The following is a 22,032-nucleotide window of genomic DNA, read 5'->3' on the forward strand; positions in this document are numbered from 1 at the left end:
CTCTCCTTCGGCAGGCCGATCATCCGGTTCTGCCCGTCTTTTCTGAAAGCATAACAGACTTCATAACCCGGTTCAAATGACAACATTTTGACGAAAAGTTTGCCTTTTGGCACAGTTCGACGTTATTGCGGCGACATACGGTACAAATGAGGTGATCGTTCATGCCCAAGAAAACGTACAATAGTACCGCGATTCGAGGCAAAAAACGCGTCTGCGCGATGTTAGCCTCCAGCCCGCGATTGAGACCGCTCGTTCCTCGCACCATGCTGCTGACCGCCGCGAATTTGTCGGCGATGTTCGCCGTGTACCGGAACGTCTACATCAAGCCGGATGTCGGTTCGCTCGGCATCGGCGTTTGCAAAGCGACGTCGGAGCGGAGCGGCTACAAGCTCATCGCGGTGAAGAACCGCAGGCAGATCTACCGGCATTTCCATACGGTCGACGCGCTCTGCCGTTATGCGAAACGCATCGGCGGGGGCAAAATGATCGTGCAGAAAGCCATACCGCTCGCAACCGTCGGCGGCCGGCCTTACGATATGCGCATGATGGTGCAGCGCAAGCCCCGCGGCGCCTGGACCGTGACCGGCTCGTTCGCGAGAATCGCCAGGCCGGGCAAAATCGTCACGAATTACAGCCAAGGCGGCCGTATCCGTACCCTGAAGCAAATGTACCGTTCCAAAGGACTGTCGGCTGCGGCCGGTCATGCCAAAATCGCCCGTTTGACGCGCATCGCGCGGCAAACGGCCGTATGGCTGAGCGCCCGGCGAGCCGGCATGCACGAGGTAGGCATCGATTTTGCCGATGACCGAAACGGGCAATTATGGATTTTGGAGGTCAACTCCAACCACCCGCAATTTCATCCCTTGCGGGTTACCGATCCGCCGGCATACAGGCGGATGCTGTCGTTCGCGAGAAGCTATGGGCGGTTCTCTGCCAAATAGCTCCTCCTCTCTTGCCTGGACAAGCCTCGAGGTGCATAATGAAGGATGCTGAACTACAATCAAGCACCGAAGCAGAAAGGAACATCACCATCGTGCAGTCATCGTCCCATTCCGCCAAAATGCCGATTTCCCCGATCATTCCGCTCCTGATCGGCATGCTGGCTATTTCGTTCGCCCCTATTCTCGTCCGCGCCTCCGACGCGCCCGTATCCGTGCAGGGCATGTACCGGATGCTTTTCACCTTTCTCCTGATGCTGCCGTTCGGCGCGAAACAGCTGAGAACGCTACATACGATCAGCCGCAAGGACTGGCTCTTGCTCGCCGCGGCGGGCTTTTTCCTGGCGCTTCATTTCCTGCTGTGGATGGCTTCGCTCACCTACACGTCCATCGCCAGCTCCACGATCCTGCTCGCGCTCGAGCCGGTGTTCGTCCTGATCGGCGCGTTCTTCCTGTTCAAGGACCGGCCCCACAGGTTCGCGGTCATCGGCATGCTAGTCGCGCTCGTCGGGGCCGTCAGCATCGGCTCGGGCGACATCGGGCTGTCGCAGCGCGCGTTCTACGGCGACATGCTCTCCTTCCTCGGCGCGCTGGCGATTGCCGTCAATATGCTGATCGCGAAGCAAATCATGCGCCGCCTCTCGTCGTACCTGTACAGCCTCGTCGTCTTCGGCATTACGGCCGCTTGCTTCTTCGTCTACAACCTTGTCATGGGCATCGCCATGACCGGTTATCCCGTCAAGGAATGGCTCGTCTTCCTCCTGCTCGCCGTCGTGCCGACCGTATTCGGCCACATGATCTTCAATTGGCTGCTCAAATACGTCAAGCCGACCACGATCTCGATGACGGTGCTGGCGGAGCCCGTCGGCGCGAGCCTGCTCGGCATGCTGCTGTTCCGCGAGATGATCAGCGGCTTCCAACTGATCGGCGGCCTGTTCATCATCGCCGGGCTCGTCATCTATATGCGCGCGGAGAAGCAAGGAGCGGCCTCCGTCATGAGCGCGGAGCAGCAAGAGACGGCCGTCGACGCCGAACCGCTGCAGGCGTAAAGGGACGCGAAGCTCGTCCGAAAAGAACCCGGAAACAAGAAAAAGCCTGATCGCTCAGGCTTTTTTCTATGGGCTGCGCCGTTAACGCGGCCGCGGTCATGCGTCCATTCCATGCTCCTCGCGGATGCGGTACAACCCTTGCACCATCGGCTCGGCCGGGTCGCGGTTGAGCAAGTAGTGCGCGATCAACACGTGCAGCGGCAGCGCGCAGATGTTGTTGCCGTCCGTGACTGCCGTGAACCCGGCTTCCAGCACGGGACCATGCTCTTCGTGGAGGTCCAGGTCGACGTACACTTGATCGTTCGGAAATTCCTCGCGCAGCGTTTTGGCGCAGTATGGCACGATAACGTTATCGATCAGCGCCTTGGCTTCGTCTTCCGATTGCGGAGGCATCGGCAGGAGCTTGTCCTGGCCTTCGTTGCCTTCCATCAGATCGAAGAAGAACGAGGAGACCCAGAGCGCGGGATCGTCGTTGTTTTGGAAGGTGTGCAGCAGCTCGCGCATGAAGAAGCCGGTCGCGTATTTGCCGCCGTCCTTCGTCTCGATTTTGAACGTGAAAATCGGTCCGTATACCTCGTGGTTCAACACCTGTCCGTCCACTTGCTCGTCTTCGAACTTAAACCGGAGCGCTTTCAAGCCATTCTCGTGCAGCGCTTGAACGACCTGCCGGAATTCGGCTTCAGATGGATTACCTTGTTCCTGCGTATCCTTGGAATTGGATACGTTATTTTCTGTCGTCATGTCGAATCACCCACCAATTATCATATAATGTACGTTTTGCACTTGTCCACTTGTAATTTTACGGCAAGATCTGCGCCCGCGGCTCGAACAGATAGGCGGCCAGCAGGGCGGCCGTATTGGCGACGGCATCGCTATGCGTGCGTTCCATGCTGTGGGACGCGTGGACGCCCGGACCGATCAGCGCCGCCCGGATATTGCTGCCCCCGCGGAGCGCGGCGGATGCGTCCGAGCCGTAATGCGGATACACGTCGACCGCGTGCGCCATGCCTTCGCGCTTCGCGAGCGCGATCAGCGCCGACGTCATCTCGTAATCGTACGGCCCCGAAGAGTCCTTGGCGCAGATGGAGACGTCGTATTCCGTCGCGGAGAGGTCGTCGCCGATCGCGCCCATGTCGACCGCGATCATCTCCGTGATGTCGGGCGGGATGTACGAGCTGCCGTGGCCGACTTCCTCGTACGTCGAAATGATGATTTTGACGGTGCGCTCCGGGGCTCTGCCTTCGCGCTTCATCCATTCCAGCAGCGTGAAAAGCGCGGCGACGCTCGCTTTGTCGTCGAGATGGCGCGATTTGATCAGGCCGTTCGGAAAGACGCGCGTCCGCGGGTCCCAGGATACGTAATCGCCGACGCCGATGCCAAGGTTCAGCACGTCCTCCTTGCTCTTCACCGGCTCGTCGATGCGGATTTCCATATGCGCCTCTTCCCGCTTGAAATCGCGGGCGTCGGAATAGACATGGACGGACGGCTTCGTCGTCAGCACGGTGCCTTCGTACGCTCGTCCGTCGCGGGCGTGGACGAGGCAGTACTCGCTTTCCACCGTCGCCATCGCATAACCGCCGACCGGGGTAATCCGGAGCGTGCCGGACGGCTTGACGGCGCGGACCATCGCGCCGAGCGTGTCGACATGCGCCGTCAGCGCGATGACCTCCATCGGATCGGGCTTCGTTCCGGGAATCGTGATCATGCCGTTGCCCTTGGGCGTCATCTCCAACGCATGGCCGAGCTTCGCGGCTTCCGCCTGGATGAGTTTCATGATGGCGGCGCAATAGCCGCTCGGGCTTGGCGTTCCAAGCAATTTTTCAAGGATGTTCAACATATAAGTGCGGTCGAGATTCGGGTGCAGCGGCTGCGTCATTTACGGGAATGCTCCTTTCCTAAACCTTATGACTATCATAGCCCATTCCGGGCGAAAATCCTATTTTTCACAGCCATAGCAGCGCGCCGGCAGCCGCTCCCGCGATCACCAGCAGCGTATCCCGCGGCTTCCAGACTTCCGTGACCAGCACGGTCGGATACGCCTGCGCGCCGACGCCGCGGCTCTCGAGCGCGTCCGTTACCCCGTCGCCCAGCCGGAACAACGACAGCATGAACGGGAGCGCCGTTTCCCGGATGCGCCGGATCCCGCCCCGCCACGCGCCTCCCGTCTGCTTGCCTCTCGCGGCGGCGATCCGCGCGAACCGTTCCCACTCCGCGAGCAGCACGGGAACGAAACGAAGCAGCAGCGTAATGATCAGCAACAGCTTCGTCCCCCAAAGCGGGATACGGCCGAACCGGACGAAGAGCTGCTCCAGCGAGCGCCGAAGCCGAAGGGGCGTGACGGCCATCGGGAGTCCGAAACCGAGCAGCATGACGAGCAAAGGGCGTACCAGCGATTCCAGTGATGCCAGGCTCGCGGAACCGTCCCAAAACCCGCCCCCGTCGCCGCCGTGTCCGAATCCGGCGAACAGCGAGATCGCGACCGTGAACGTCGCGATCGCCTTGATCGCTCCCCGCCATCGGCGCAGCGGGATGCGGCCGAAGCCAATCGCCGCCGCGACCATGATTGCCGCGATGCCGATGGTCGGCCAGTCCGACACTTGAAGGATAGCCGTCGAGAGCAGAATGTAGGTCAGCCATGCCGCCCGCGCGTCAAAGCGCGCGACCGGCGACGGACGGGCAGCGCCGGCGCGCAGCGCGAACGGCGTTCTGGCGGGAACAGGGGATGCGGCCGACCGGCTTTCGGGCATGTCGCTCGCAGCCGTGCGCGCCGTCATCGGCGCAGCCTCGATTGCGGTGCTCGTGTCCGAGGGAGGCTGCTCTTGGTTCGAGAGTCCGCCGATCGCCTCCGCCAGCTTGACGGGATCCCAAACCGCTTCCGGAGAAACGCCGATTCGCGCGCTCAAGGCAGCGATGCCGAACCAATCCGGCGTATCCATGCCCGCTTCCGCCAGCCAGCTCGGATTGGACAGCAGCTCGAATTTGTCGCAGGAACGGAGGCTTCCGTCCGCATGCATCAGCAGGATGCGGTCCGCGAGTTCGAACGCCCAGTCGCTCTCGTGCGAGATCAGCAGCACGCCCTGCCCCTCGGCCGCGCAGCGCCTCAGCTTGTCGCCGAGCAGCGCGTGCCCTTCGGCGTCCAATCCCGCCGTCGGCTCGTCCAGGAGCAGCCAGCTTGCGGGCGGCGCGAACAAGCAGGCAAGCGCCGTCCGCCGCCGCTCGCCGCCGCTCATCGCGTACGGATCGCGCCCGAGCCAGGCTTCGTCCCAGTTTACCGCGGCCAAGGCGGCTGCGATTCGACTGCCGAGCTCCGGCTCCGGCAGCGCATACGGACGGAGGGAATAGCGAAGCTCTTCTTCGACGCTGCGCATGAACAATTGCTCTTCGGGCGACTGGCAGGAATACGCGTAAGCGAGCAGCGCCTTCGGATTCAGCTTGCCGCCTCTTCGGAGCGACCGCCCCGTTCCCAGGCGCAAAGCTTCATCTCCGAAGCTGACGGCCATGCCCTCCGGCGGGCGCAGCCCGGCAATCATCTCCATGAACCGGGTTTTCCCCGAACCGTTCGCGCCTACGAGGACGGTAATCGTTCCGGCCCGTAGTTGCAGGAACCCGTCCGAGTTGGATCCGTCAGATCGGGGATCTCCGTCGCCGGCGAGCCGAATCCCCTGCAGGTTTAGATGGACTGGTGGACGCCCGGTCATCGCTCCGCCCCCTGCCTAAGCACGGATTCCCAATCGGCCGCCGTTTCCGGAAACGGCGGCTTCAGCTTGCCCATGCGAGCCAGCTCGATCGCCAATATGGAGACGTAAGGCAGACGCAGCCCGCACGCCATGCAGGGCGGCGGTTCGCTTCCGATCGCTTGCGGATAATCGCGTCCGTACAGAAACCGCCCGCCGCTGCCGTCGAAAACGATCCTGCCCGCCGACATGGCGACGACCCGGTCCCCTGCCCCGATCTCCTGCAGCCGCTGCGTGACCCAGACGACGGCCGTTCCATCGCGGTTCTGCTTCGCCGCGATCTCGCGCACGCCGCGGCGCGACTGTTCGTCAAGCATCGAAGTCGCTTCGTCGAATACGATGAGCGGCGTCCTCGAGGCGGATGCCGCCGCAACGGCGGCAAGCTGACGCTGACCGCCGGAGAGCTTGTCCCACGGCAGATCGGCGATGGCATGAAGCCCGGTTTCAAGCAGGATCGCTTCCGTTTCCCGCAGGATCGCCTCCGGCGCCAGCCCCCGCCACTCCAGCGCAAAACGGATTTCCTCCCGCGGCGTCTCGGCGAACAGCTGGGCATCGGGCTGCTGCATGACGTAAGGCGACGGCAACGTTCCGGCGAAGCCGCGGTTCCAGGTGCCCCGCACGCCGGCAATGGCCAATCCCGCAAGCAGCCGGGCAAGCGAAGATTTGCCGCTACCGTTCACGCCGACCAGATTGACCCACTCCCCGCGGCCGAGCTCGAAATGCACGTCCGCCAGCCGCGGCGCCGCTTCGCCCGTTTCGAGCTGACGCTCGATCGATACATCCCGCAAAATCATATTCGTATGTAAGTTGACATCCAATCCGAATTCCCTCTTCCCAAAAGTTTACTCCCATGATAAGATGCTAATTGTTAACCAATCACAGATAACAAGGTTAACATTCGAGAGGAGAAAAAACAATGGAAACCACCCCGATCACCACCGAGCAAATCCAGATCTCGACCGGCAATCAAGCCCATTCCGCCAATTGGATACGGAGCGTCGTCTTCACCGCCATGTTCGCCGCCCTCTTCGTCGCCTTCAGCTTCGTCAAAATCCCGCTTTGGTTCACGGCCGTCCCGATCACGCTGCAGACGCTGGCCGTCATTCTCGCCGGCGGTCTCCTGGGTTCCGTCTACGGTTTCCTGAGCATCCTGATCGTCGTGCTGTTGACGGCAGCCGGGCTCCCGCTTCTCGGCGGCAGCGGCGGCATCTCCGCGATCTTCGGCGCGACCGGCGGCTACATATGGATGTTTCCGATATCCGCGCTGCTGATCGGACTCGTCAGCGACCGGCTCTTTGCCCGCACGGCAAAGCTGAACCGCGGCGGCATGACGCTCCTGTTCGTCGGCATCGTGCTGTTCAGCGTCGTGCTGGCCTACGTCGGCGGCGTGCCCTGGCTGGCCTATAAAGCGAAGCTTTCGTTCGGCGCTGCCATGACAGGAGGCTGTTACCCGTTCCTGTTCGGCGACTTCGTCAAAGCAGCCGTCGGCGGCGTCATGATCGGCACGCTCCGGCCGCTGCTCGCACGGCTTCGTTGATTATTATTACGTCATGCTTGTATCGTAGTCTTGATACGGATCATCTTGAAGCGCGCCTAGAAACCAAGCTCCTGCCGCAGCAATCGGGAGAGCTCGGAGAGGGTGGGCTTTTTGATTTGGATGACCAATTGATTTCCTTCGAGCGAGGCGGATTGGATATGAATCGGCTTCGGTACGTACCCGCCGAGCGGGATGACGATATCGTCGAAATAACGCTTCGGCAGCGTACGGCTCTTCAGCTTCGCCTCGTCGACCACGGCGGTCAGATTGGGCTCGCTCCACTTCACGCGGTAATACACGACGATGCCGACCGGAATGCGATCCTTTACCTTCAAATTATAGTGCGCGGCCACGCGGTCGCCTTCGAACTGAAAGCGCGCGCCCGTAATCGTCACGTTCGGGCCGTATTGCGGATTGGCGGCGATGAACGCTTTGCCGATATTGTCGACATCCGCTTCCGAGAGCGTAAACGTCGTGCTTAAATTGCGGACCATCGCGATGGCGCGATCCGCCAGCGAGACTTGATCGTACCGCAAGTCCAGCTTCTCGCCGGGCTTTACGTACCGGATGGCAGCCGCTCCGAGAACGGCGATCAGCAGAATCAAGACGCCGAGCGTTATCAAGCCTTTCTTCACCATTAGGCGTCACCTCCGACCTTCCCTATTATAAACCTCCTTCCGCTTCGCCTTCTAGTCCCGCGTACGGTGCCCTGAACGAGCAGAAGCCGCGTCCATTGAATGGACGCGGCCTGCCGATTGCGAGGAAGCTTTACAGGAGCATGGCCTTGCGCCATGAACCGGTTGCCGTGATGTCTTCGGACGCGGCTGCGGCATAGGCCTCGCAGGTGAACCCCGGGACCTCGCTGCCGTCGCTCAGCTCCACCTTGCCGATCCCGAGCGGCGCCGGAATCGCGGCGACGAAGCCGCCGAACGCCTGCAGCGGCATCTCCCATACTTCCAGCGCGATCGCCGCGCCGCCCTGCTCCTGCTTGATCATGCCCGGCTTCGCGGGCACGGTCGGCAGCTTCACGAGCCGGTATTTCGGGGCGCTCTCCGTCTCGCGGACGAACACGGCGCCGCAGGCCAGCATTTGCTTCTCCAGCGGAAGACCGCGCATATGCAGGCCGCAGACCGCGACCAGCGTCGTTATCATCGCCGCTTCGGTCGGCTGGTCCGGCTTCGTATGTCCCGGCACGGACTCGGCTGCATCGCTATTCGCCGGTTGCGCCGGCATATGCGCGGATGCCTCCGGCTGCGAATATGCCGGCTTGGGCTCAACCGTCATTCTATAGGGCCGATGCGAAAGCATTTGCGCGAACCCCTCCGGCTGCGCGGACGCAAGCCCGGACTCGCTTGCCGTCGCAGACGGCGTAAGATCCTGCGCAGGCTCTTGCTCTGCCCGGGAATGACCGTTCATCGCATTCGCGCTCCCCGTCGTTTCCCTCGCATGAAGGAAAGCCGCGGCCGCGCCGCAAATCAACGACTCGTTCTCCGCGGTCGCGAAGAACGTGACGCCGAACGGCGTGTCGCCCAAGGCTTCGCCCGCCTGCACCGCGATGGCGGATAGATCGAGCAAATTGCAATGGTTCGTATACCGGCCCATATCGCTGTTGGTCGCGACGGGATCGCGGCGCACGTCGTCGCGCGTCCATGTTCCGCCGCAAGTCGGCATCATCAGCACGGCGTCCGAGAGAAGATTCCAGGCTTCGCGTTTGTATGCCTGCAGCTTATGCATCGCTTGGAATACCGCCGCACCCGTGTATGCCGGGGATTCGCCCGTGCGCAGCACCTGCTCCGTCACGGGGAACGTCGCACCGGGATGCGCCGTCACGAATTCGCCGAGGTCCGCCCAGCGTTCGGCGACCCACGGACCGCCGTATAGAATCGCCGCGGCATCCGCGAATAACGCCATGCCGACCTTGACGACCGGCAGGTTCAGCGACATCACGTCCGCGACGGCGGCTTCCCATGCCGCGCGGTACTGCTCGGCGTAAGGGCCGTAGAATGCCGGCGCTTCGTCCGGCACGCAGATCGCCTTCGGCAGGCGGCCCGCTTGCGGCCGCGGGATCGATTTGGACCAAGGGTCGGACGCCTCCGCGCCGCGGGCGACCGCATCCACGGCCAGCGCGTCGTCCATGCCATGTGCGAAGACGGTCACGCAGTCGAGGCTCGCGCATGCCGGGAGGACGCCTTGGGTCGGCCAGGCACCGAGGCTCGGCTTGTAGCCGACGAGGCCGTTAAGCGCCGCCGGGACGCGGCCCGAGCCCGCGGTATCGGTGCCGAGCGCGAAGACCGCTTGCCCGCGCGCCACCGCGACGGCGGAGCCGGAGCTCGAGCCGCCGCTGATCAGCTCCGGGCGCAGCGCGTTATGCGTCTCGCCGTACGGGCTGCGCGTGCCGACGAGGCCGGTCGCGAACTGGTCCAGGTTGGTCTTGCCGATCGGAATCGCGCCGGCATCGACGAGCCGCTGCACGATGACCGCGCTCCGTTCCGGCAGGAAGGCGAAATCCGGGCAGGCGGCGGTCGTCGGAAAGCCGGCCGCGTCGATGTTGTCTTTCACCGCGAACGGAATGCCCCACAGCGGCAAGCGCTCCGGGTCCAACCCGTCCAAGCGCTCGACGTACGGACGTATCCGTTCCAGCGAAGGCGGCGTGATCCAGATGTTCATCGCTTCGTCGCGCCGGGAGCGCCGGATGATTTCCTGCATGACGTCCACGGGCGTCAACTGCTTGCGGAGGTACTGCTCCCTGAGCCATCCTGCGGTCAACTTGTCGGGCCATTTCATGGTCGTCATGCAATCGACACCTCTCTTTCGGTTTCATGGACAAGGCTTACGATCAGCTGGCCGGCATGCACCTCGTCGCCCGGTTTGACGAAGATCGCGGAGACGATCCCGTCGCACGGCGCCGTCTGGGAAAACTCCATCTTCATGCTTTCCTCGATGATGAGCGTCTCCCCTTTGTTCACCGCCTGGCCCGGTTCTACCAGGACCTTCCAGACGCTCCCCGGCATCGAGCACCGCACGCCGACCGCGTTCGCCGGCAGCTCCTCCTCCTCGGGGGACTTCGCCGAGTCGTTCTCGGACACGTATTCGGCCAGGCCAAGCGCCTTCCAGCTCTCGCGTTCGGCTTGGAACGCGGCCTGCTGCGTGCTGACGAAATCCGCGGCGCTCTCTTCAATGGAAGACAGGAAAGCGAGGTAGTCGCTCAGCTTGAAGGTCGTCTCCGTAATATCCGCCTCGAAACGGCCGCGCGTGAAGTCTTCCCGCAGCTGCAGAAGCTCGTCGCTGCTGACCGGATAGAATCGGATCTGATCGAAGAAGCGCAGCAGCCACGGCTTGCCGGAATGAAAGCTCGCCGTCTCGCGGTTCAGGTGGTTCCACATTTGAATGGTGCGTCCGACGAATTGGTATCCGCCGGGGCCTTCCATGCCGTAGATGCACATGTACGCGCCGCCGATGCCGACGGCATTCTCCGGCGTCCACGTCCGCGCGGGATTGTATTTGGTCGTGACCAGCCGGTGCCGGGGATCGATCGGCGTCGCGACCGGCGCGCCCAAGTACACGTCGCCCAGGCCGAGCACGAGATAATTGGCGTCGTACACGATGCGCTGCACGTCGTCGATGCCGTCCAAGCCGTTGATGCGGCGGATAAATTCCAGGTTGCTCGGGCACCACGGCGCGTCCGGACGCACGTTCTGCTGATAACGGTCGATGGCCAGCTGCGTCGCCGGATCGTCCCACGACAGCGGGAGGCGCACGATGCGCGACGGCACGGAGATCGATTCCAGCGGCGGCAGGCAGCGGTCCAGCTCCAGGATCCGCTCGCACGCTTCTTGCACCGTCGTCGCTTTCGGATCGATATGCACCTGCAGGGAACGGATGCCCGGCGTCAGGTCCTGAACCGGAATCGCGCCGCTGCGCTCGATGGCTTCCATCAAGGCATGCACCTGGAAGCGCAGCAGCAGATCGAGCTCCATCTCCCCGTATTCCACCAAAATATTCTCGTCGCCGCTGCAGCGGATCGTGATCGGGAACCGGCGGTTTTCCGTTTCGCGGTGCAGCATCGGGTAGGACGGCACGACCTCCGTCTTCGGCTGCGGCAGGGCGGCAGGCGCCAGACTGCTCCAGGCGGCTTCGCCGATGGCGTTCAAATTCGCCTCCTGCAGCCGGCGCAGGCCGTCCGCTTCCTCCAGCGTGAGCAGTTGGAACCGGACCATGTCTCCCGGATGCAGCTGGCCGAGCTTCCAGAATTCCGCCGAAGCCGTCGTCACCGGGCAGACGAAACCGCCGAGGCTCGGACCGTCCGGACCGAGCAGGATCGGCATATCGCCCGTCAAATCCAGCGTCCCGACCGCATAGGCGTTGTCGTGAATGTTGGACGGATGCAGGCCGGCTTGGCCCCCGTCCTCGCGCGCCCAATGCGGCGCGGGTCCGATCAGCCGCACGCCGGTGCGCGAGCTGTTGAAATGCACCTCGAATTCCGTATTCGCCAGTTCCTTTAAATAAGAGGGCTTCAGATATTCCTCCGTGCAATGCGGGCCCGGAATGACGCCGATCGTCCATGTCCGCGTCATCGCCGGACGGTCGTTCTCGCGGAGCTGTAACCGCGACAGGTTCGTTTCGCGGCCGCGATTCACGTTAAGCACGTCTCCCGCGCGCAGCGCGCGGCCGCCGTGCCCGCCGAAGCCGCCCAGCGTAAAGGTCGCGGCGCTCCCCAATGTCTTCGGCATATCGAAACCGCCCGCGATCAGCAGGTAGCTTCTCATGCCGGTCTCTGCTTCGCCGAAGCGCAGCTCCTGTCCCCGGCGGACCAGGACGGGTTGATACATCGGCACGGGCGCTTCGTCCAGCTCGGCCCCCATGTCCGCCCCCGTCAAGCAGATCCGCATCTCGCTGCGAAACTTATACGCGCCTCCGCGCAATGTCAACTCCAGCCCGGAAGCGTCCTCCGGGTTGCCGAGGAGCTGGTTCCCCATGCGGAACGACAGCGGATCCATCGGCCCGCACGGCGGCACGCCGACATCCCAATACCCGGTGCGTCCCGGCCAATCCTGCACCGTCGTCTGCACGCCGCCGTCGAGGACCTCGATCGCGTGCTGGGACGGCTCGAAGCCGTTCAACAGCTGCGTGTACACGTTGCCGCTCAGGCATTCCTCCTCGCCGAGCAATGCCCGCACGTACTGCAGATTCGTCGTAATGCCGTACAATCGCGTCTCGTCCAGCGCCGTGCTCAGCTTGGCAATGGCGTCCTCGCGGTTCTCGCCGTGCACGATGATTTTGGCCAGCATCGGGTCGTAGAGCGTCGTGACCGCGATGCCGTCGCGCACCCAGGTTTCCACGCGCGCATTTGCCGCGAATCTCGCCTGGTCTAGCTTGCCCGCGCTCGGGCGGAAATTTTGCAGGCTGTCCTCCGCGTAGATCCGCGCTTGGATGCTGTGGCCGACCGGGCGCGGAACGAGCGATTCGAGATCGCGCAGCTCGTCCGCCGCTTCCCTTACCATCCATTCCACGAGATCGACGCCGAGCACTTCCTCCGTTACGCCGTGCTCGACCTGAAGCCGCGTGTTGACCTCGAGGAAATAAAAGCGGCAGGCTTCCGGATCGTACAAATATTCGATCGTGCCGGCGCTGCGGTAGCCGACCTCGGACGCCAGACGTTTCGCCGACGCGAACATCTCATGTCGGACGTCGTCCGGCAGATTCGGCGCCGGGCTCTCCTCGATCACCTTCTGGTTGCGGCGCTGGATCGAGCAATCGCGTTCGCCCAGCGTTACGACCTCGCCGAACCGGTTGCCGAAGATTTGCACCTCGACGTGGCGGGCCCGCGCGATGTATTTCTCGAGGAAAATGCCGCCGTTCTTGAAGTTCGTCTCCGCCAAATGCCGCACGCCGTCGAACGCTTCGCGCAGCGCGCGCTCGTCCCCGCAGACGCGCATGCCGATGCCGCCGCCGCCCGCCGTGCTCTTGAGAATCACCGGGTACCCGATCGCTTCCGCCTGCAAGAGCGCTTCGGGCGGCTCCGAGATCAGCCCCGTGCCAGGCAGCATCGGAACGCCCGCGCGTTCGGCGATCTCCCGCGCCGAATGCTTCAAGCCGAATGCTTCCATCTGCTCCGGCGTGGGTCCGATGAAGGCGATCCCTTGCTCCCGGCAGGCACGCGCGAACGCGGCGTTCTCGCTCAGGAAGCCGTAGCCCGGATGAATGGCCTGCGCGCCTGTCTCGACAGCGGTACGGAGAATCCGCTCGACGTCCAGGTAGCTTTCCTTGGCCGGTCCCGCTCCGATCAGGACCGCTTCGTCGGCGCCGTCCACGTGCAGGCTGTCTTGGTCGGCGCTCGTATAGACGGCGACGGACTGAATCCCAAGCTTGCGAAGCGTGCGTTCGATGCGAACGGCGATGGCGCCGCGATTGGCGATAAGTACTTTCGTGAACATGTCAGGTCCCTCCCGGTTATCCGTGTCTCTCTATGGGTTCCAAATCAATACGCGAATCGGCGTCGGATTATAGGCGTTGCAAGGGTTGTTGAGCTGCGGGCAGTTGCTGATCAGCACCGTCGTGCGGGCGATCGCCTCCATCTCCACGTAGCAGCCCGGCGCCGAGACGCCGTCCGCGAAGGTCAAGCCGCCGTCCAGCGTTACCGGCACGTTCATGAAGAAGTTCACGTTCGGCGCGAGGTCGCGCTTGCTGTAATCGCCGCCGTGCTTCGCCAGCTGCAGCATGAACGTATCGCGGCAGTTGTGCATTTGCAGCTTCTCGTGCGCATAGCGGACCGTATTGCTCTGGGCGGAGCATGAGCCGCCCACCGTATCGTGGCGGCCGCACGTATCGGCGACGATCTTCGCGAGCGGCTTGCCGGATTCCGCGCGCAGCACGGAGCCGGTCGTCAGGTAAATGTTGCCCTGGCCCGCGATCGTCGCGACCGCGCTGTAGTGATCCTCAGGGTTGTCGGCGTCGAAGAACAGCGTATCCGCCGCTTGGTTGCCTTCCAGATCCACGATGCGAAGCACCTGGCCCGGTTCCAGCACCTTCATCCAACCGTCGCCGGCCAGAACGGTTTCATCGACGATCGCCTGCGCTTCCAACAAGTCGCTTTCGTAACGGATAAATGCGGTCATGGATGAGTCCTCCTAAAAGTTTTTGCGAAGCTTCCCGAGATTCATCTCGGCGAGCAAAAACTCGCTTCGGAAGCATACGCTCAGTTTTTGCGAAGCTTCCCGAGATTCATCTCGACGAGTAAAAACTCGCTTCGAAAGCATTCGCTAAGTTTTTACGCTATGCGGAACTTGACCTTGATTACTTACTTTCCAGCCAACAAGTGGTATTCCGCCGTATTCTCGAACGCGCGGCGGTTCTCGCCGCGGTAATTGCAGCAGTAATCCGTCGCCGCGTCGAACGCGGGAGCAAGGCTCACGTCGAGCCTGACGGCGGCAGTCGGGTACGCCGTGCTCGGATTGAGCGGGTTCGGCGTATTCGATAGCACGACCAGCACGTCCATATCGGTACGGAGCGTGACGGTCGCGCCTTCGCGGCAATGCGCGGCGTCGTAGATCATGCGGCCTTCCTCGTCGCATGCGACTTTCGCGAACAGATTCACGACCGGACCGAGGTCGCGAACGCCGAGTCCGCTGCGCACCAGTTCCACGGCGAAATTCTCGTAGCCGCTCCGCAGCCAATCGTTGCGCAGCGTCTGGTAATCGGTCGCGCCGTACTTGGCATCCGTGCTTTCCCGGGTCGTATATCCGCTGATCGTATCATGCCAGCCGAGATCGTCCCCGACGAAGCTCGCGAGCACGCGCCCATTGTCGCTCATCAGCACGTTGCCGCGCGTCAAGCGCGCCGTGTACTGGGCTTTCAACGAATCCGGCATGTTGTAGCGCTCCGTCAAATCGTTGGCGTTGAACAGCATCATCGATACGTTCGCGTCCCGCTGCAGCGCCGTGAACGCGAGCAGCCGGCCTTTCGCGATGACGCCGGACCATTTGTCCCCGGGCGCGAGCGTTTTGCTCCATAAGCTTGTCATTGAAATACCCTCCTTTAATGGTCGCGAACGGGAAGAAAGATCGTCTCTGCTTGCCCGTACGCATGCTTCTTCCGCCGTCTGGGAAAACAAAAAAGCCTGAGAGCGCGACCTCCCAGGCTTTTATCCTTCCGTGTTATGCGGGCCGATCACGCGCAGGGCGCGTTCCGTTTCTCCGCACGCTATCTCTTGGACCAGACTTGACGCACGCGCTCGTCAACGGAACCCTAGATAGCTTGTTGTCCTCAATAGCTGACATGAGAACCAATATGCAGTTGTGTTTACCTGCTGTTGATCCTCATTATAGAGGCGACTCCGACAATATGTCAATCTCCATGTCAGGTTTTATTACATCAAAACTCGAGCCGCTCGTCATTACCGCTTCGGAAGCGACCGAACGTACCGGTCGGACAAGTCCATCAGCTTCAAGATATAATCGTAATCCTTCCGGTACGGCTCCAGATCCTTGACCGGCTCGAGCGTCCGGATGTCGACGGCGGTCCCGTCGTCGAAACCCTTGCCCGGCACGAACATCACGTCGTCGTTGAAAAAAGACCCCGTCGGTAAATAATAGCGCGAGCCGACGACGTTGCGATCGATGTTCAGCAGGTCATGGCCGAATGCCGTGAATTGCTCCTGCTGCAGCGAGATGCCGAGCAAATTGGCGATCGTAGGCATGATATCCAACTGGCCGCCGACCTGATCCACGACCTTGCCCTGCTGTTCGCCCGGAAGATGCACGATGAGCGGAATATTAAACCGCGTCACCTGCGGATCGTACTTGATGCCGAGCGTCCGGCTGACCAGATCGGGATCGTTATCGGTAGGCTGCAGGCCGAAGTGGTCCCCGTACAGCACGAGCACGGTATCTTCCCACAGCCCCTCGCTCTTCAGCCGTTCGATCAAGGTGCCGATCGCGTAATCCGTATAATTGACGGCGAGCAAATAATTGCCGAGCTGCGTGCCCTTCAGCTTAGCGGGCAGCGTCATCTTCGCGCGATCCGCAGGCACCTCGAACGGGAAGTGGCTGGACACCGTGATGAGCTGGCCGTAGAACGGCTGCTTGCTGTTGTCGATCTCGCTCAGCTTGTCGACGGCGACGCGGTACAGCTCCTCGTCTGACGCGCCGAAGCTGTTGAATTTATCGTTCTTGTAGAACGGCTTGTCGTAATAGTGGTTGAAATTAAGCGCCGCGTAGAGCTTGTTGCGGTCCCAGAACGTCACGTCGTTGACGTGGAACGTATCGGCCACGTAGCCGTTCTGCTGCAGCAGCCGCGGCAGGCTCGGAATATTGCGGTCGCCGTAGCCCGTCGACATCGCGATCTTGGCGGTCGGATAGATCGACGTGTTGGACATGAATTCCGCATCGGACGTATTGCCCTGGCCGATTTGTTGGAAAATATGCGGGAAATAGAAGCTGCCGTCGGCCAGCTTGTTGAGCACCGGCGTGACCTCCTTGCCGTCCAGCTTCAGATGGATCGGGAAGTTCTGGAACGCCTCCATTTGGATGACGATGACGTTCTTTCCTTTCTCCGAGCCGAAATAGGCCGGCGTTTCGCCCGGCTTTTCCCGGTACGGGAAGGTCGCCTGCAGGTCGGCTGCCTGCTTGACGAATTCCGCCGTATTGCCCTCCGCGGCAATGCTGTTGTCCTTCGCCGCCTTGATGGCCGCGGACACCTGGTAGTTCAGGAAGCCTTCGTCCTCCGCCTCGACCAGCTCGTTCTCGATCGGCATGCCGAGTTGAATGATCCGGGCCGAAGCGACGAGGCAGAGGATAAACAGGACGCTCAGCACGACCCGGTACATCGGCGTCGCGGGCACGAAGCGCCGTCTGCCGCTTTCGCGGCGGCGCCTCAAGCCGATCGCGGCATAGAGCCAGAACGCGAGTCCGAGCACAAGGTCCGGGAAGAACCAATAATGGCTCCATTTGATCGTGGATTCCACGCTGTCGCCGATCTTGGCGACCTGATGCAGCTCGTAAAGCGCCGAGTAGGTCGGAACCGAGCCGAAATGCTCGAAATACACGGCCGACGAGAACAGCAGCACCGACACGAGTAGATTCAGTCCGCCGTAGGCCCATACTTTGAACCGGGCCGGCGTCGCGAGCTCGAGCGCGCATAAGAGCACGAGCAGCGCCGACGCGTCCGCCGCAAGCCGCGGCCATTTGACGTCGCCGAACAGAAAATACCGCAGCAGCGCCAGCTTGACCAAGAGCACGACGACGGCGACGTAGAACAAGGGAATGCGCGATTTGCGCTCCCCGCGACGGCGGAGAGACAAGGCGTTTGATTTGGATGTGGGATTGCGCATAGGCGAAGTACAAACCTTCTTTCCTTACATGCTGAACCGCTGACGGTAGCCGCATTTGCGGCAGAGCTCTTCCACCACTTCGCGGCGGGAGAAACCGTCGTACAGCCGGTTCGCCCTTTCCCCTTCGACGATTTCCGAGAACGGGGTTTGATGGATGTTGCCGAGATTGATGACGCCTTCGCCGTCGAGGCAGCAAGGGATGACGGTGCCGTCCACGAGGACGCCGGCTTGGTTGCGAAGGCCGTGGCAGAAGCCTTTGCTTTCGTCTTCCTTCTCCTTCAGATCCGGCCATTTGAACTCGTGGTCGTGATTCAGATAGACGCGTTCGGCGAGCTTGATGCCCTTGCCCCGCGTGAACTGGTCTTGGATGCGGAAGTCGAGGCCGAATTCGCGCTCGATCCGGTCCAATATGTCCTGGTTGCGCTGGCGCTCGACGTTCGTCGCGTTATCTTCGGTCAGGTTCCACAGCCGCAGCGAGATCAGCACGTCCGACGCGGCGACGGCTTCCTTGACGAACGTCAGCACTTTGCCGAGATAGCCTTCCTTGTCGACCGAGCCTTCGTGGCCGTCGAAGCTGTGCAGCGAGAAATTGATCTGCCGCAGCGCCGGCTTGCCGAGGATTTTGGCACCCGCCTTATGCAGCAGCGTGCCGTTCGAGGTGAGGTTCACCTTGAAGCCGCGTTCATGGGCCAGGTCGAGCAGCACGTCGATCTTGGGATGCAGCAGGGGCTCGCCTTTGACGTGAAAATAAATATGGTCGGCATGCGGCCGGATCTCGTCCAGCGTCTTCGTGAAATCGTCGACGGCGATGAAGCCCTTCGCGCGCTCGGTCGGCGGACAGAACGAGCAGGCCAGGTTGCAGACGCTCGTGATTTCGATATAAAATTTCTTGAATGTTTTCATGCGGTCGTAAGCCCCGTTTCCTTCGTTCAACCTGTCATGGATTGCGATAACATACCCTACATTATATGACGTTCGCGTAAAGCCTGTCCACTTTCGAGGCCCGCTCCGCCCGCCGCACCCCGATAAACAAAGAAACAGGACCTCGCGATGAGGTCCTGCGCGTATGGGATCCGATCCGAATTTGCAAGCGTTTTCGGCGATCGTTATGCTTCTTGCAGCAGGTTGTGCATCTCGTCCTTCGTTCGTTCGACCTTCAGCACGTGCTCGACGGATATATCCGACTTGTTCTCGTTGCGGAAAGTAGCGCCCTCGAGCCGGTAACCGTTGGCCCTGGCCATGGAGTAGAACGCGCACAGCTGGTTGGCAATCCGCACGGCCTGGTCTTTGTTCGCGGCCGTATATAACGTATTGCCGAAACTGAGTGGATTGTTGTTGCTTTGGATGTTGACATGGAAGGCTTCAGCTTCGCCGTCCACCTGCTTCACCAAGATTTGATTGTTGTAACAGTTCAACAGATAATGGACTGTCATGTCATTCACCGCCTAATCACTTTGTTTCGGCCCGCTTCCGCTTGCCGTACTCCTTATTACACGGGCCATGCCGGAATGAAACGCCGGCGTCCGCCCGCTTTTATTCTATTCCTCCGCCTCGGAGAAATGCTCCCGGCAGAACGTTTCCAGCATCCGCTCTTCCTCGTCTTCCAATTCGGCGTCGACGTAAGCGTCGTTCAACCGCTTGTACAGCTCGTACTTGACGATGCTGCCGTTCTCTCCGTCCACGCGGTAAATGGCCCTGATGTACAAGCCGCCCTCGACGTGCAGATCGTCGTCTTCCGCGACCTCGATCTCAAGCCTGAATTCATACCGGTCCCCGGACAATATGCCGAACGGATCCTTGATCTTTTCTACGGTGTACGCTTCGATTTCCATGTATGTTCCCTCATCCTTCCAGACGTCGTAGCCCCCATTATACCGTTTTCGGCAACGGCTTACGAGTTCGGCGGCCGGCACGGCTCTCAGGGTTACTCCCTGTATTCCTCCCGCGTCGGCTTGACCTCGTACGGCACGCGCCTGCCGGCCATCTGTACCGTCCTGGCGTCGAAGCGTCCCGCGTAGCGGAATACCGGTCCCAGCACCGGATTCGCGATCTCGGCGGCGATCCGGTAGCAGGATGCCTCGTCGTCGTACCATTCGTGCACGATCGCTTGCGCCGTCAACCAATCCGGAAGCCGGAACCGAAGACGGCCTTCGTAGCAGCGCTGTTCGCCGGACCGGAGCAGCATACCGCCGAGCGGCGAAACGTCCATCTCCAGATCGACCGCGAGATGCTGCTTCGTGCCCATGTAATCGACGATGCAGCCGCGCACCGGGCTGTGAATCATCGTCGCGTCGAACTTGCGGACGCCGTCCGGGAAGCGGAACCGGCGGCTCCACGTCACCGTCTCGCGCCCGTAGGAATCCGCGTACGCGTAATTGGACACGGTGAACGGAACGCCCTCCCCGCCCCGCGGAAACATGATGTTCCGCGAGGACAGGAGCAGCAGCGGGGCGGCCGCCCATTTGGCGTACCAGACGCGTTCCATGACGCCTTCGCCGATGGAAGCCACGCCGGCTTCGCTGGCGAAGCCGAACCGCTCCCGAATGCGCGGATGCAGCCGATCGAACTTTGAACCGAGCGCGCGCTCGTAAATGGATCTCATGGCCGGCCGCCTCCTTTCGGGCCGGGCTTCCGCCGGCAGCGCCTGGCCTGCGGCAGTTCGCGGCTCGTCAGATACGCCGCCCAGCACAGGACGATCATCGCCGCCGCGAGCGCGGCCGGATTGTACGGCGATGCCAGCAGCGCGGGGTTGCCGGCGGCACCCGAGACGGCCAGCAGCAGAAGCAGGAACGTCTGGAACCGGTAATAGAACCGGGACCGGTGCAGGAACAGCAACGCCGTCCCGACCGAGATCTCCAGAATCCCGAGCAGCGCGAGCAGCGCCGGCTCCCATCCGCCGGGTATCCATCCCGCCGCCTGCATGACGGCAAGCTCCCCGGTACCCGGATACAGCAGCTTCGGCAGCAGCCCTTGCCCGATCCATAAACCGGCCAGAACCGCCGCGCATGCGTAGTGGGCGAGCGCCTGGCGGATCAGGGTTCGCGGCGGGATGCCCGCTTCCAGCCATATCCGAAGCAGGTCGAAGCTCCAAGCCGTGGCGTAGCCGAACATCGGGCGGAAGAGCCACCGGTCGAATAGGATTCCCGTCCAGCCGAATCGCGTGCGGTAATCGTACCGGGTCGCGAATCGGATGCCCGGCGCGACTCCTTCCTCGTCAAGCTCGTTCAGCGGCGTGTATTTCCAATAGCCCGCGCCGCGGCTGATGAGCGACAGCGGCTGCTCCGAGCCGAACGACAGCGTGGATAGGCGTTCATTCCGATTCGGGGAAACCTTCGTTCTCGTCTCCCCCGTCCCCGAGATCCGCAAGCCGAATCCGATCTTCGTCCGGTACGCGAACGTTTGCGTGCCGTCTTCCTTCTGCCGCGGATGATACCGAATGTCGGTGAAGCGCAAATCCCACTGCCGATGCAGCTCCGGACGCTGCGTATGCAGCCAAAGCCTGTCCATGTCGGTGCGGATCACCGTTTCCACGTAAATCGGTTTTCTTCCTGCCATCATTCCGTTCAGCTCCCCTCTGGACCTAGTATAGCGGCATCCCGCGGGGTCTGAGCAGAACCAACTTTCGTAGAACGCACGGCAAAAAGGGTACTAGGTTCCCTAGTACCCTTGGCTCGCGCCGTCCCTTGCGGCGGGCTTTTTGGTATTTTCGTCGGCTGATCCCGGCTCGCGATATGGCCCGCAGGCGGCGTGCATCGGAGCGCCGACGATGGCGGCGGCAGCGCGGATCACTTCTCCGGTTTATCCGGCTTGACCGGCTTGTCCGGCGTCATGCCGATGCGCTTCACTTTCTCCACGGCTTCCCGGCTGCTGCGGACCCCGAGCTTTTTCAGCATTTTGTTGACCTGGTTCTTGAGCGTGCTCTCCGCCTTGTACAGCTTGCGTTCGATCTCGGGCTGGGTGTAACCGGCTTGGATAAGGTCGAACACCTCGCGCTCGGCCGCCGTCAGCTCCTTCAATTGCTCTTCGCGCTTCAGCCGGGCGAATTCCTTCAGCAGCGCGTCCATCGGCGCCGAATGATGATAAGCCGCGCGTATGGCATGCGGAAGGTGCAGGTAGTTCGTCTTCTCGATATAGTTGACGGCTCCGGCCGTGAACGCCTGCGTCATGACCGCTTCCTCGTTCATCGACGTCAGCATGATGATCTTGGCCGCCGGCGCGAGCTCGTGAATCTCCATCGCCGCGTACAAGCCTTCGTGCTTGCGGTCGGTCAGCTGAATATCCATCAGCACCACGTCGAAGGACAGCGTCCGGGCGAGCGCGGCCGCTTCGGGCGCGTTCGTCGCCGCGCCGACGACGAGCAGGTCTTCCTCCCGGTTCAGGAACGTGCTGATGGCTTTGATCCAATCGAGGTCGTCTTCGACCAGACAAACGCGGATCACACTCATGG

General features: G+C 61.9%; 19 protein-coding genes and 1 riboswitch. Of the genes, 3 read left to right on the forward strand and 16 right to left on the reverse strand.

The features are described from left to right. Nucleotides 1-161: 161 nt before the first annotated feature. Both AC50YL_RS10670 and AC50YL_RS10675 read left to right on the forward strand, forming a co-directional pair. Nucleotides 162-941: a YheC/YheD family protein gene (locus tag AC50YL_RS10670; RefSeq protein ID WP_494831754.1), complete on the forward strand. Its 780-nt coding sequence runs from the start codon at nucleotides 162-164 to the stop codon at nucleotides 939-941. A 92-nt stretch (nucleotides 942-1,033) separates the two neighbouring features. Then, entirely contained in the window at nucleotides 1,034-1,987 is a 954-nt protein-coding gene (locus AC50YL_RS10675; protein WP_494831755.1) for a DMT family transporter, read from the forward strand. Between the two features lie 96 nt (nucleotides 1,988-2,083). Here AC50YL_RS10675 and AC50YL_RS10680 read toward each other — a convergent pair whose 3' ends face one another. The 4 genes from AC50YL_RS10680 to AC50YL_RS10695 all read right to left on the reverse strand — a co-directional run bounded on the left by AC50YL_RS10680 (nucleotide 2,084) and on the right by AC50YL_RS10695 (nucleotide 6,539). After that, nucleotides 2,084-2,728, reverse strand: coding sequence for a hypothetical protein (locus AC50YL_RS10680; RefSeq protein ID WP_494831756.1), 645 nt, complete (start codon nucleotides 2,726-2,728; stop codon nucleotides 2,084-2,086). 58 nt (nucleotides 2,729-2,786) lie between these two features. Beyond that, nucleotides 2,787-3,863 carry a M42 family metallopeptidase gene (locus AC50YL_RS10685; protein WP_494831758.1) on the reverse strand — a complete coding sequence of 359 codons (1,077 nt, stop codon included), beginning with the start codon at nucleotides 3,861-3,863 and terminating at the stop codon, nucleotides 2,787-2,789. A gap of 67 nt (nucleotides 3,864-3,930) precedes the next feature. Next, on the reverse strand, nucleotides 3,931-5,685 hold the full coding sequence (locus AC50YL_RS10690; protein ID WP_494831761.1) for an ATP-binding cassette domain-containing protein: 1,755 nt from the start codon (nucleotides 5,683-5,685) through the stop codon (nucleotides 3,931-3,933). Continuing rightward, nucleotides 5,682-6,539: an energy-coupling factor ABC transporter ATP-binding protein gene (locus tag AC50YL_RS10695; protein WP_494831763.1), complete on the reverse strand. Its 858-nt coding sequence runs from the start codon at nucleotides 6,537-6,539 to the stop codon at nucleotides 5,682-5,684. Before AC50YL_RS10695 ends, AC50YL_RS10690 begins: the two co-directional genes overlap by 4 nt. A gap of 98 nt (nucleotides 6,540-6,637) precedes the next feature. On the opposite strand from AC50YL_RS10695, the gene AC50YL_RS10700 reads away from it, so the two are divergent. Next, nucleotides 6,638-7,258, forward strand: coding sequence for a biotin transporter BioY (locus AC50YL_RS10700; protein ID WP_494831765.1), 621 nt, complete (start codon nucleotides 6,638-6,640; stop codon nucleotides 7,256-7,258). A gap of 56 nt (nucleotides 7,259-7,314) precedes the next feature. Here the strand turns inward: AC50YL_RS10700 and AC50YL_RS10705 are convergent, their stop codons facing one another. The 12 genes from AC50YL_RS10705 to AC50YL_RS10760 all read right to left on the reverse strand — a co-directional run bounded on the left by AC50YL_RS10705 (nucleotide 7,315) and on the right by AC50YL_RS10760 (nucleotide 22,030). Beyond that, nucleotides 7,315-7,896 (reverse strand): hypothetical protein, encoded by a 582-nt coding sequence (locus AC50YL_RS10705; RefSeq protein WP_494831766.1) that lies wholly within the window; start codon nucleotides 7,894-7,896, stop codon nucleotides 7,315-7,317. Between the two features lie 130 nt (nucleotides 7,897-8,026). Beyond that, nucleotides 8,027-10,051: an allophanate hydrolase gene (locus AC50YL_RS10710; protein ID WP_494831768.1), complete on the reverse strand. Its 2,025-nt coding sequence runs from the start codon at nucleotides 10,049-10,051 to the stop codon at nucleotides 8,027-8,029. Further along, nucleotides 10,048-13,692 (reverse strand): urea carboxylase, encoded by a 3,645-nt coding sequence (uca, locus tag AC50YL_RS10715; RefSeq protein ID WP_494831769.1) that lies wholly within the window; start codon nucleotides 13,690-13,692, stop codon nucleotides 10,048-10,050. Before uca ends, AC50YL_RS10710 begins: the two co-directional genes overlap by 4 nt. 30 nt (nucleotides 13,693-13,722) lie before the next feature. Then, a complete protein-coding gene (locus AC50YL_RS10720) occupies nucleotides 13,723-14,373 on the reverse strand; it encodes an urea amidolyase associated protein UAAP2 (protein WP_494831770.1) in 651 nt (216 codons plus the stop codon). Between the two features lie 182 nt (nucleotides 14,374-14,555). Next, the gene (locus AC50YL_RS10725) at nucleotides 14,556-15,278 is read right to left on the reverse strand and encodes an urea amidolyase associated protein UAAP1 (RefSeq protein WP_494831772.1); all 723 of its coding nucleotides are present in this window, start codon (nucleotides 15,276-15,278) and stop codon (nucleotides 14,556-14,558) included. Between the two features lie 107 nt (nucleotides 15,279-15,385). Further along, a riboswitch (guanidine-I (ykkC/yxkD leader) is annotated at nucleotides 15,386-15,517 on the reverse strand. Nucleotides 15,518-15,650: 133 nt separating this feature from the next. Next, nucleotides 15,651-17,585 carry an LTA synthase family protein gene (locus tag AC50YL_RS10730; RefSeq protein ID WP_494831774.1) on the reverse strand — a complete coding sequence of 645 codons (1,935 nt, stop codon included), beginning with the start codon at nucleotides 17,583-17,585 and terminating at the stop codon, nucleotides 15,651-15,653. 24 nt (nucleotides 17,586-17,609) lie between these two features. After that, nucleotides 17,610-18,488: a radical SAM/SPASM domain-containing protein gene (locus AC50YL_RS10735; RefSeq protein ID WP_494831776.1), complete on the reverse strand. Its 879-nt coding sequence runs from the start codon at nucleotides 18,486-18,488 to the stop codon at nucleotides 17,610-17,612. 203 nt (nucleotides 18,489-18,691) lie between these two features. Next, nucleotides 18,692-19,018 carry a hypothetical protein gene (locus tag AC50YL_RS10740; RefSeq protein ID WP_494831778.1) on the reverse strand — a complete coding sequence of 109 codons (327 nt, stop codon included), beginning with the start codon at nucleotides 19,016-19,018 and terminating at the stop codon, nucleotides 18,692-18,694. A 105-nt stretch (nucleotides 19,019-19,123) separates the two neighbouring features. Further along, a complete protein-coding gene (locus tag AC50YL_RS10745) occupies nucleotides 19,124-19,417 on the reverse strand; it encodes a DUF6509 family protein (RefSeq protein WP_494831780.1) in 294 nt (97 codons plus the stop codon). 92 nt (nucleotides 19,418-19,509) lie between these two features. Further along, nucleotides 19,510-20,187 (reverse strand): DUF4166 domain-containing protein, encoded by a 678-nt coding sequence (locus AC50YL_RS10750; protein WP_494831782.1) that lies wholly within the window; start codon nucleotides 20,185-20,187, stop codon nucleotides 19,510-19,512. Next, on the reverse strand, nucleotides 20,184-21,143 hold the full coding sequence (locus tag AC50YL_RS10755) for a DoxX-like family protein (protein WP_494831784.1): 960 nt from the start codon (nucleotides 21,141-21,143) through the stop codon (nucleotides 20,184-20,186). Before AC50YL_RS10755 ends, AC50YL_RS10750 begins: the two co-directional genes overlap by 4 nt. A 227-nt stretch (nucleotides 21,144-21,370) precedes the next feature. Then, the gene (locus AC50YL_RS10760) at nucleotides 21,371-22,030 is read right to left on the reverse strand and encodes a response regulator (protein ID WP_494831786.1); all 660 of its coding nucleotides are present in this window, start codon (nucleotides 22,028-22,030) and stop codon (nucleotides 21,371-21,373) included. Nucleotides 22,031-22,032: the final 2 nt, after the last annotated feature.

The organism is Paenibacillus sp. J22P277 (assembly GCF_059383675.1).

Bases quoted from the DNA above. Each gene is read 5' to 3' on its own strand.
- AC50YL_RS10670 (WP_494831754.1), top strand. From the start codon at position 162: ATGCCCAAGAAAACGTACAATAGTACCGCGATTCGAGGCAAAAAACGC.
- AC50YL_RS10680 (WP_494831756.1), bottom strand. From the start codon at position 2,728: ATGACGACAGAAAATAACGTATCCAATTCCAAGGATACGCAGGAACAA.
- AC50YL_RS10685 (WP_494831758.1), bottom strand. From the start codon at position 3,863: ATGACGCAGCCGCTGCACCCGAATCTCGACCGCACTTATATGTTGAAC.
- AC50YL_RS10690 (WP_494831761.1), bottom strand. From the start codon at position 5,685: ATGACCGGGCGTCCACCAGTCCATCTAAACCTGCAGGGGATTCGGCTC.
- AC50YL_RS10700 (WP_494831765.1), top strand. From the start codon at position 6,638: ATGGAAACCACCCCGATCACCACCGAGCAAATCCAGATCTCGACCGGC.
- AC50YL_RS10705 (WP_494831766.1), bottom strand. From the start codon at position 7,896: ATGGTGAAGAAAGGCTTGATAACGCTCGGCGTCTTGATTCTGCTGATC.
- AC50YL_RS10710 (WP_494831768.1), bottom strand. From the start codon at position 10,051: ATGACGACCATGAAATGGCCCGACAAGTTGACCGCAGGATGGCTCAGG.
- uca (WP_494831769.1), bottom strand. From the start codon at position 13,692: ATGTTCACGAAAGTACTTATCGCCAATCGCGGCGCCATCGCCGTTCGC.
- AC50YL_RS10720 (WP_494831770.1), bottom strand. From the start codon at position 14,373: ATGACCGCATTTATCCGTTACGAAAGCGACTTGTTGGAAGCGCAGGCG.
- AC50YL_RS10725 (WP_494831772.1), bottom strand. From the start codon at position 15,278: ATGACAAGCTTATGGAGCAAAACGCTCGCGCCCGGGGACAAATGGTCC.
- AC50YL_RS10730 (WP_494831774.1), bottom strand. From the start codon at position 17,585: ATGCGCAATCCCACATCCAAATCAAACGCCTTGTCTCTCCGCCGTCGC.
- AC50YL_RS10735 (WP_494831776.1), bottom strand. From the start codon at position 18,488: ATGAAAACATTCAAGAAATTTTATATCGAAATCACGAGCGTCTGCAAC.
- AC50YL_RS10740 (WP_494831778.1), bottom strand. From the start codon at position 19,018: ATGACAGTCCATTATCTGTTGAACTGTTACAACAATCAAATCTTGGTG.
- AC50YL_RS10745 (WP_494831780.1), bottom strand. From the start codon at position 19,417: ATGGAAATCGAAGCGTACACCGTAGAAAAGATCAAGGATCCGTTCGGC.
- AC50YL_RS10750 (WP_494831782.1), bottom strand. From the start codon at position 20,187: ATGAGATCCATTTACGAGCGCGCGCTCGGTTCAAAGTTCGATCGGCTG.
- AC50YL_RS10755 (WP_494831784.1), bottom strand. From the start codon at position 21,143: ATGATGGCAGGAAGAAAACCGATTTACGTGGAAACGGTGATCCGCACC.
- AC50YL_RS10760 (WP_494831786.1), bottom strand. From the start codon at position 22,030: ATGAGTGTGATCCGCGTTTGTCTGGTCGAAGACGACCTCGATTGGATC.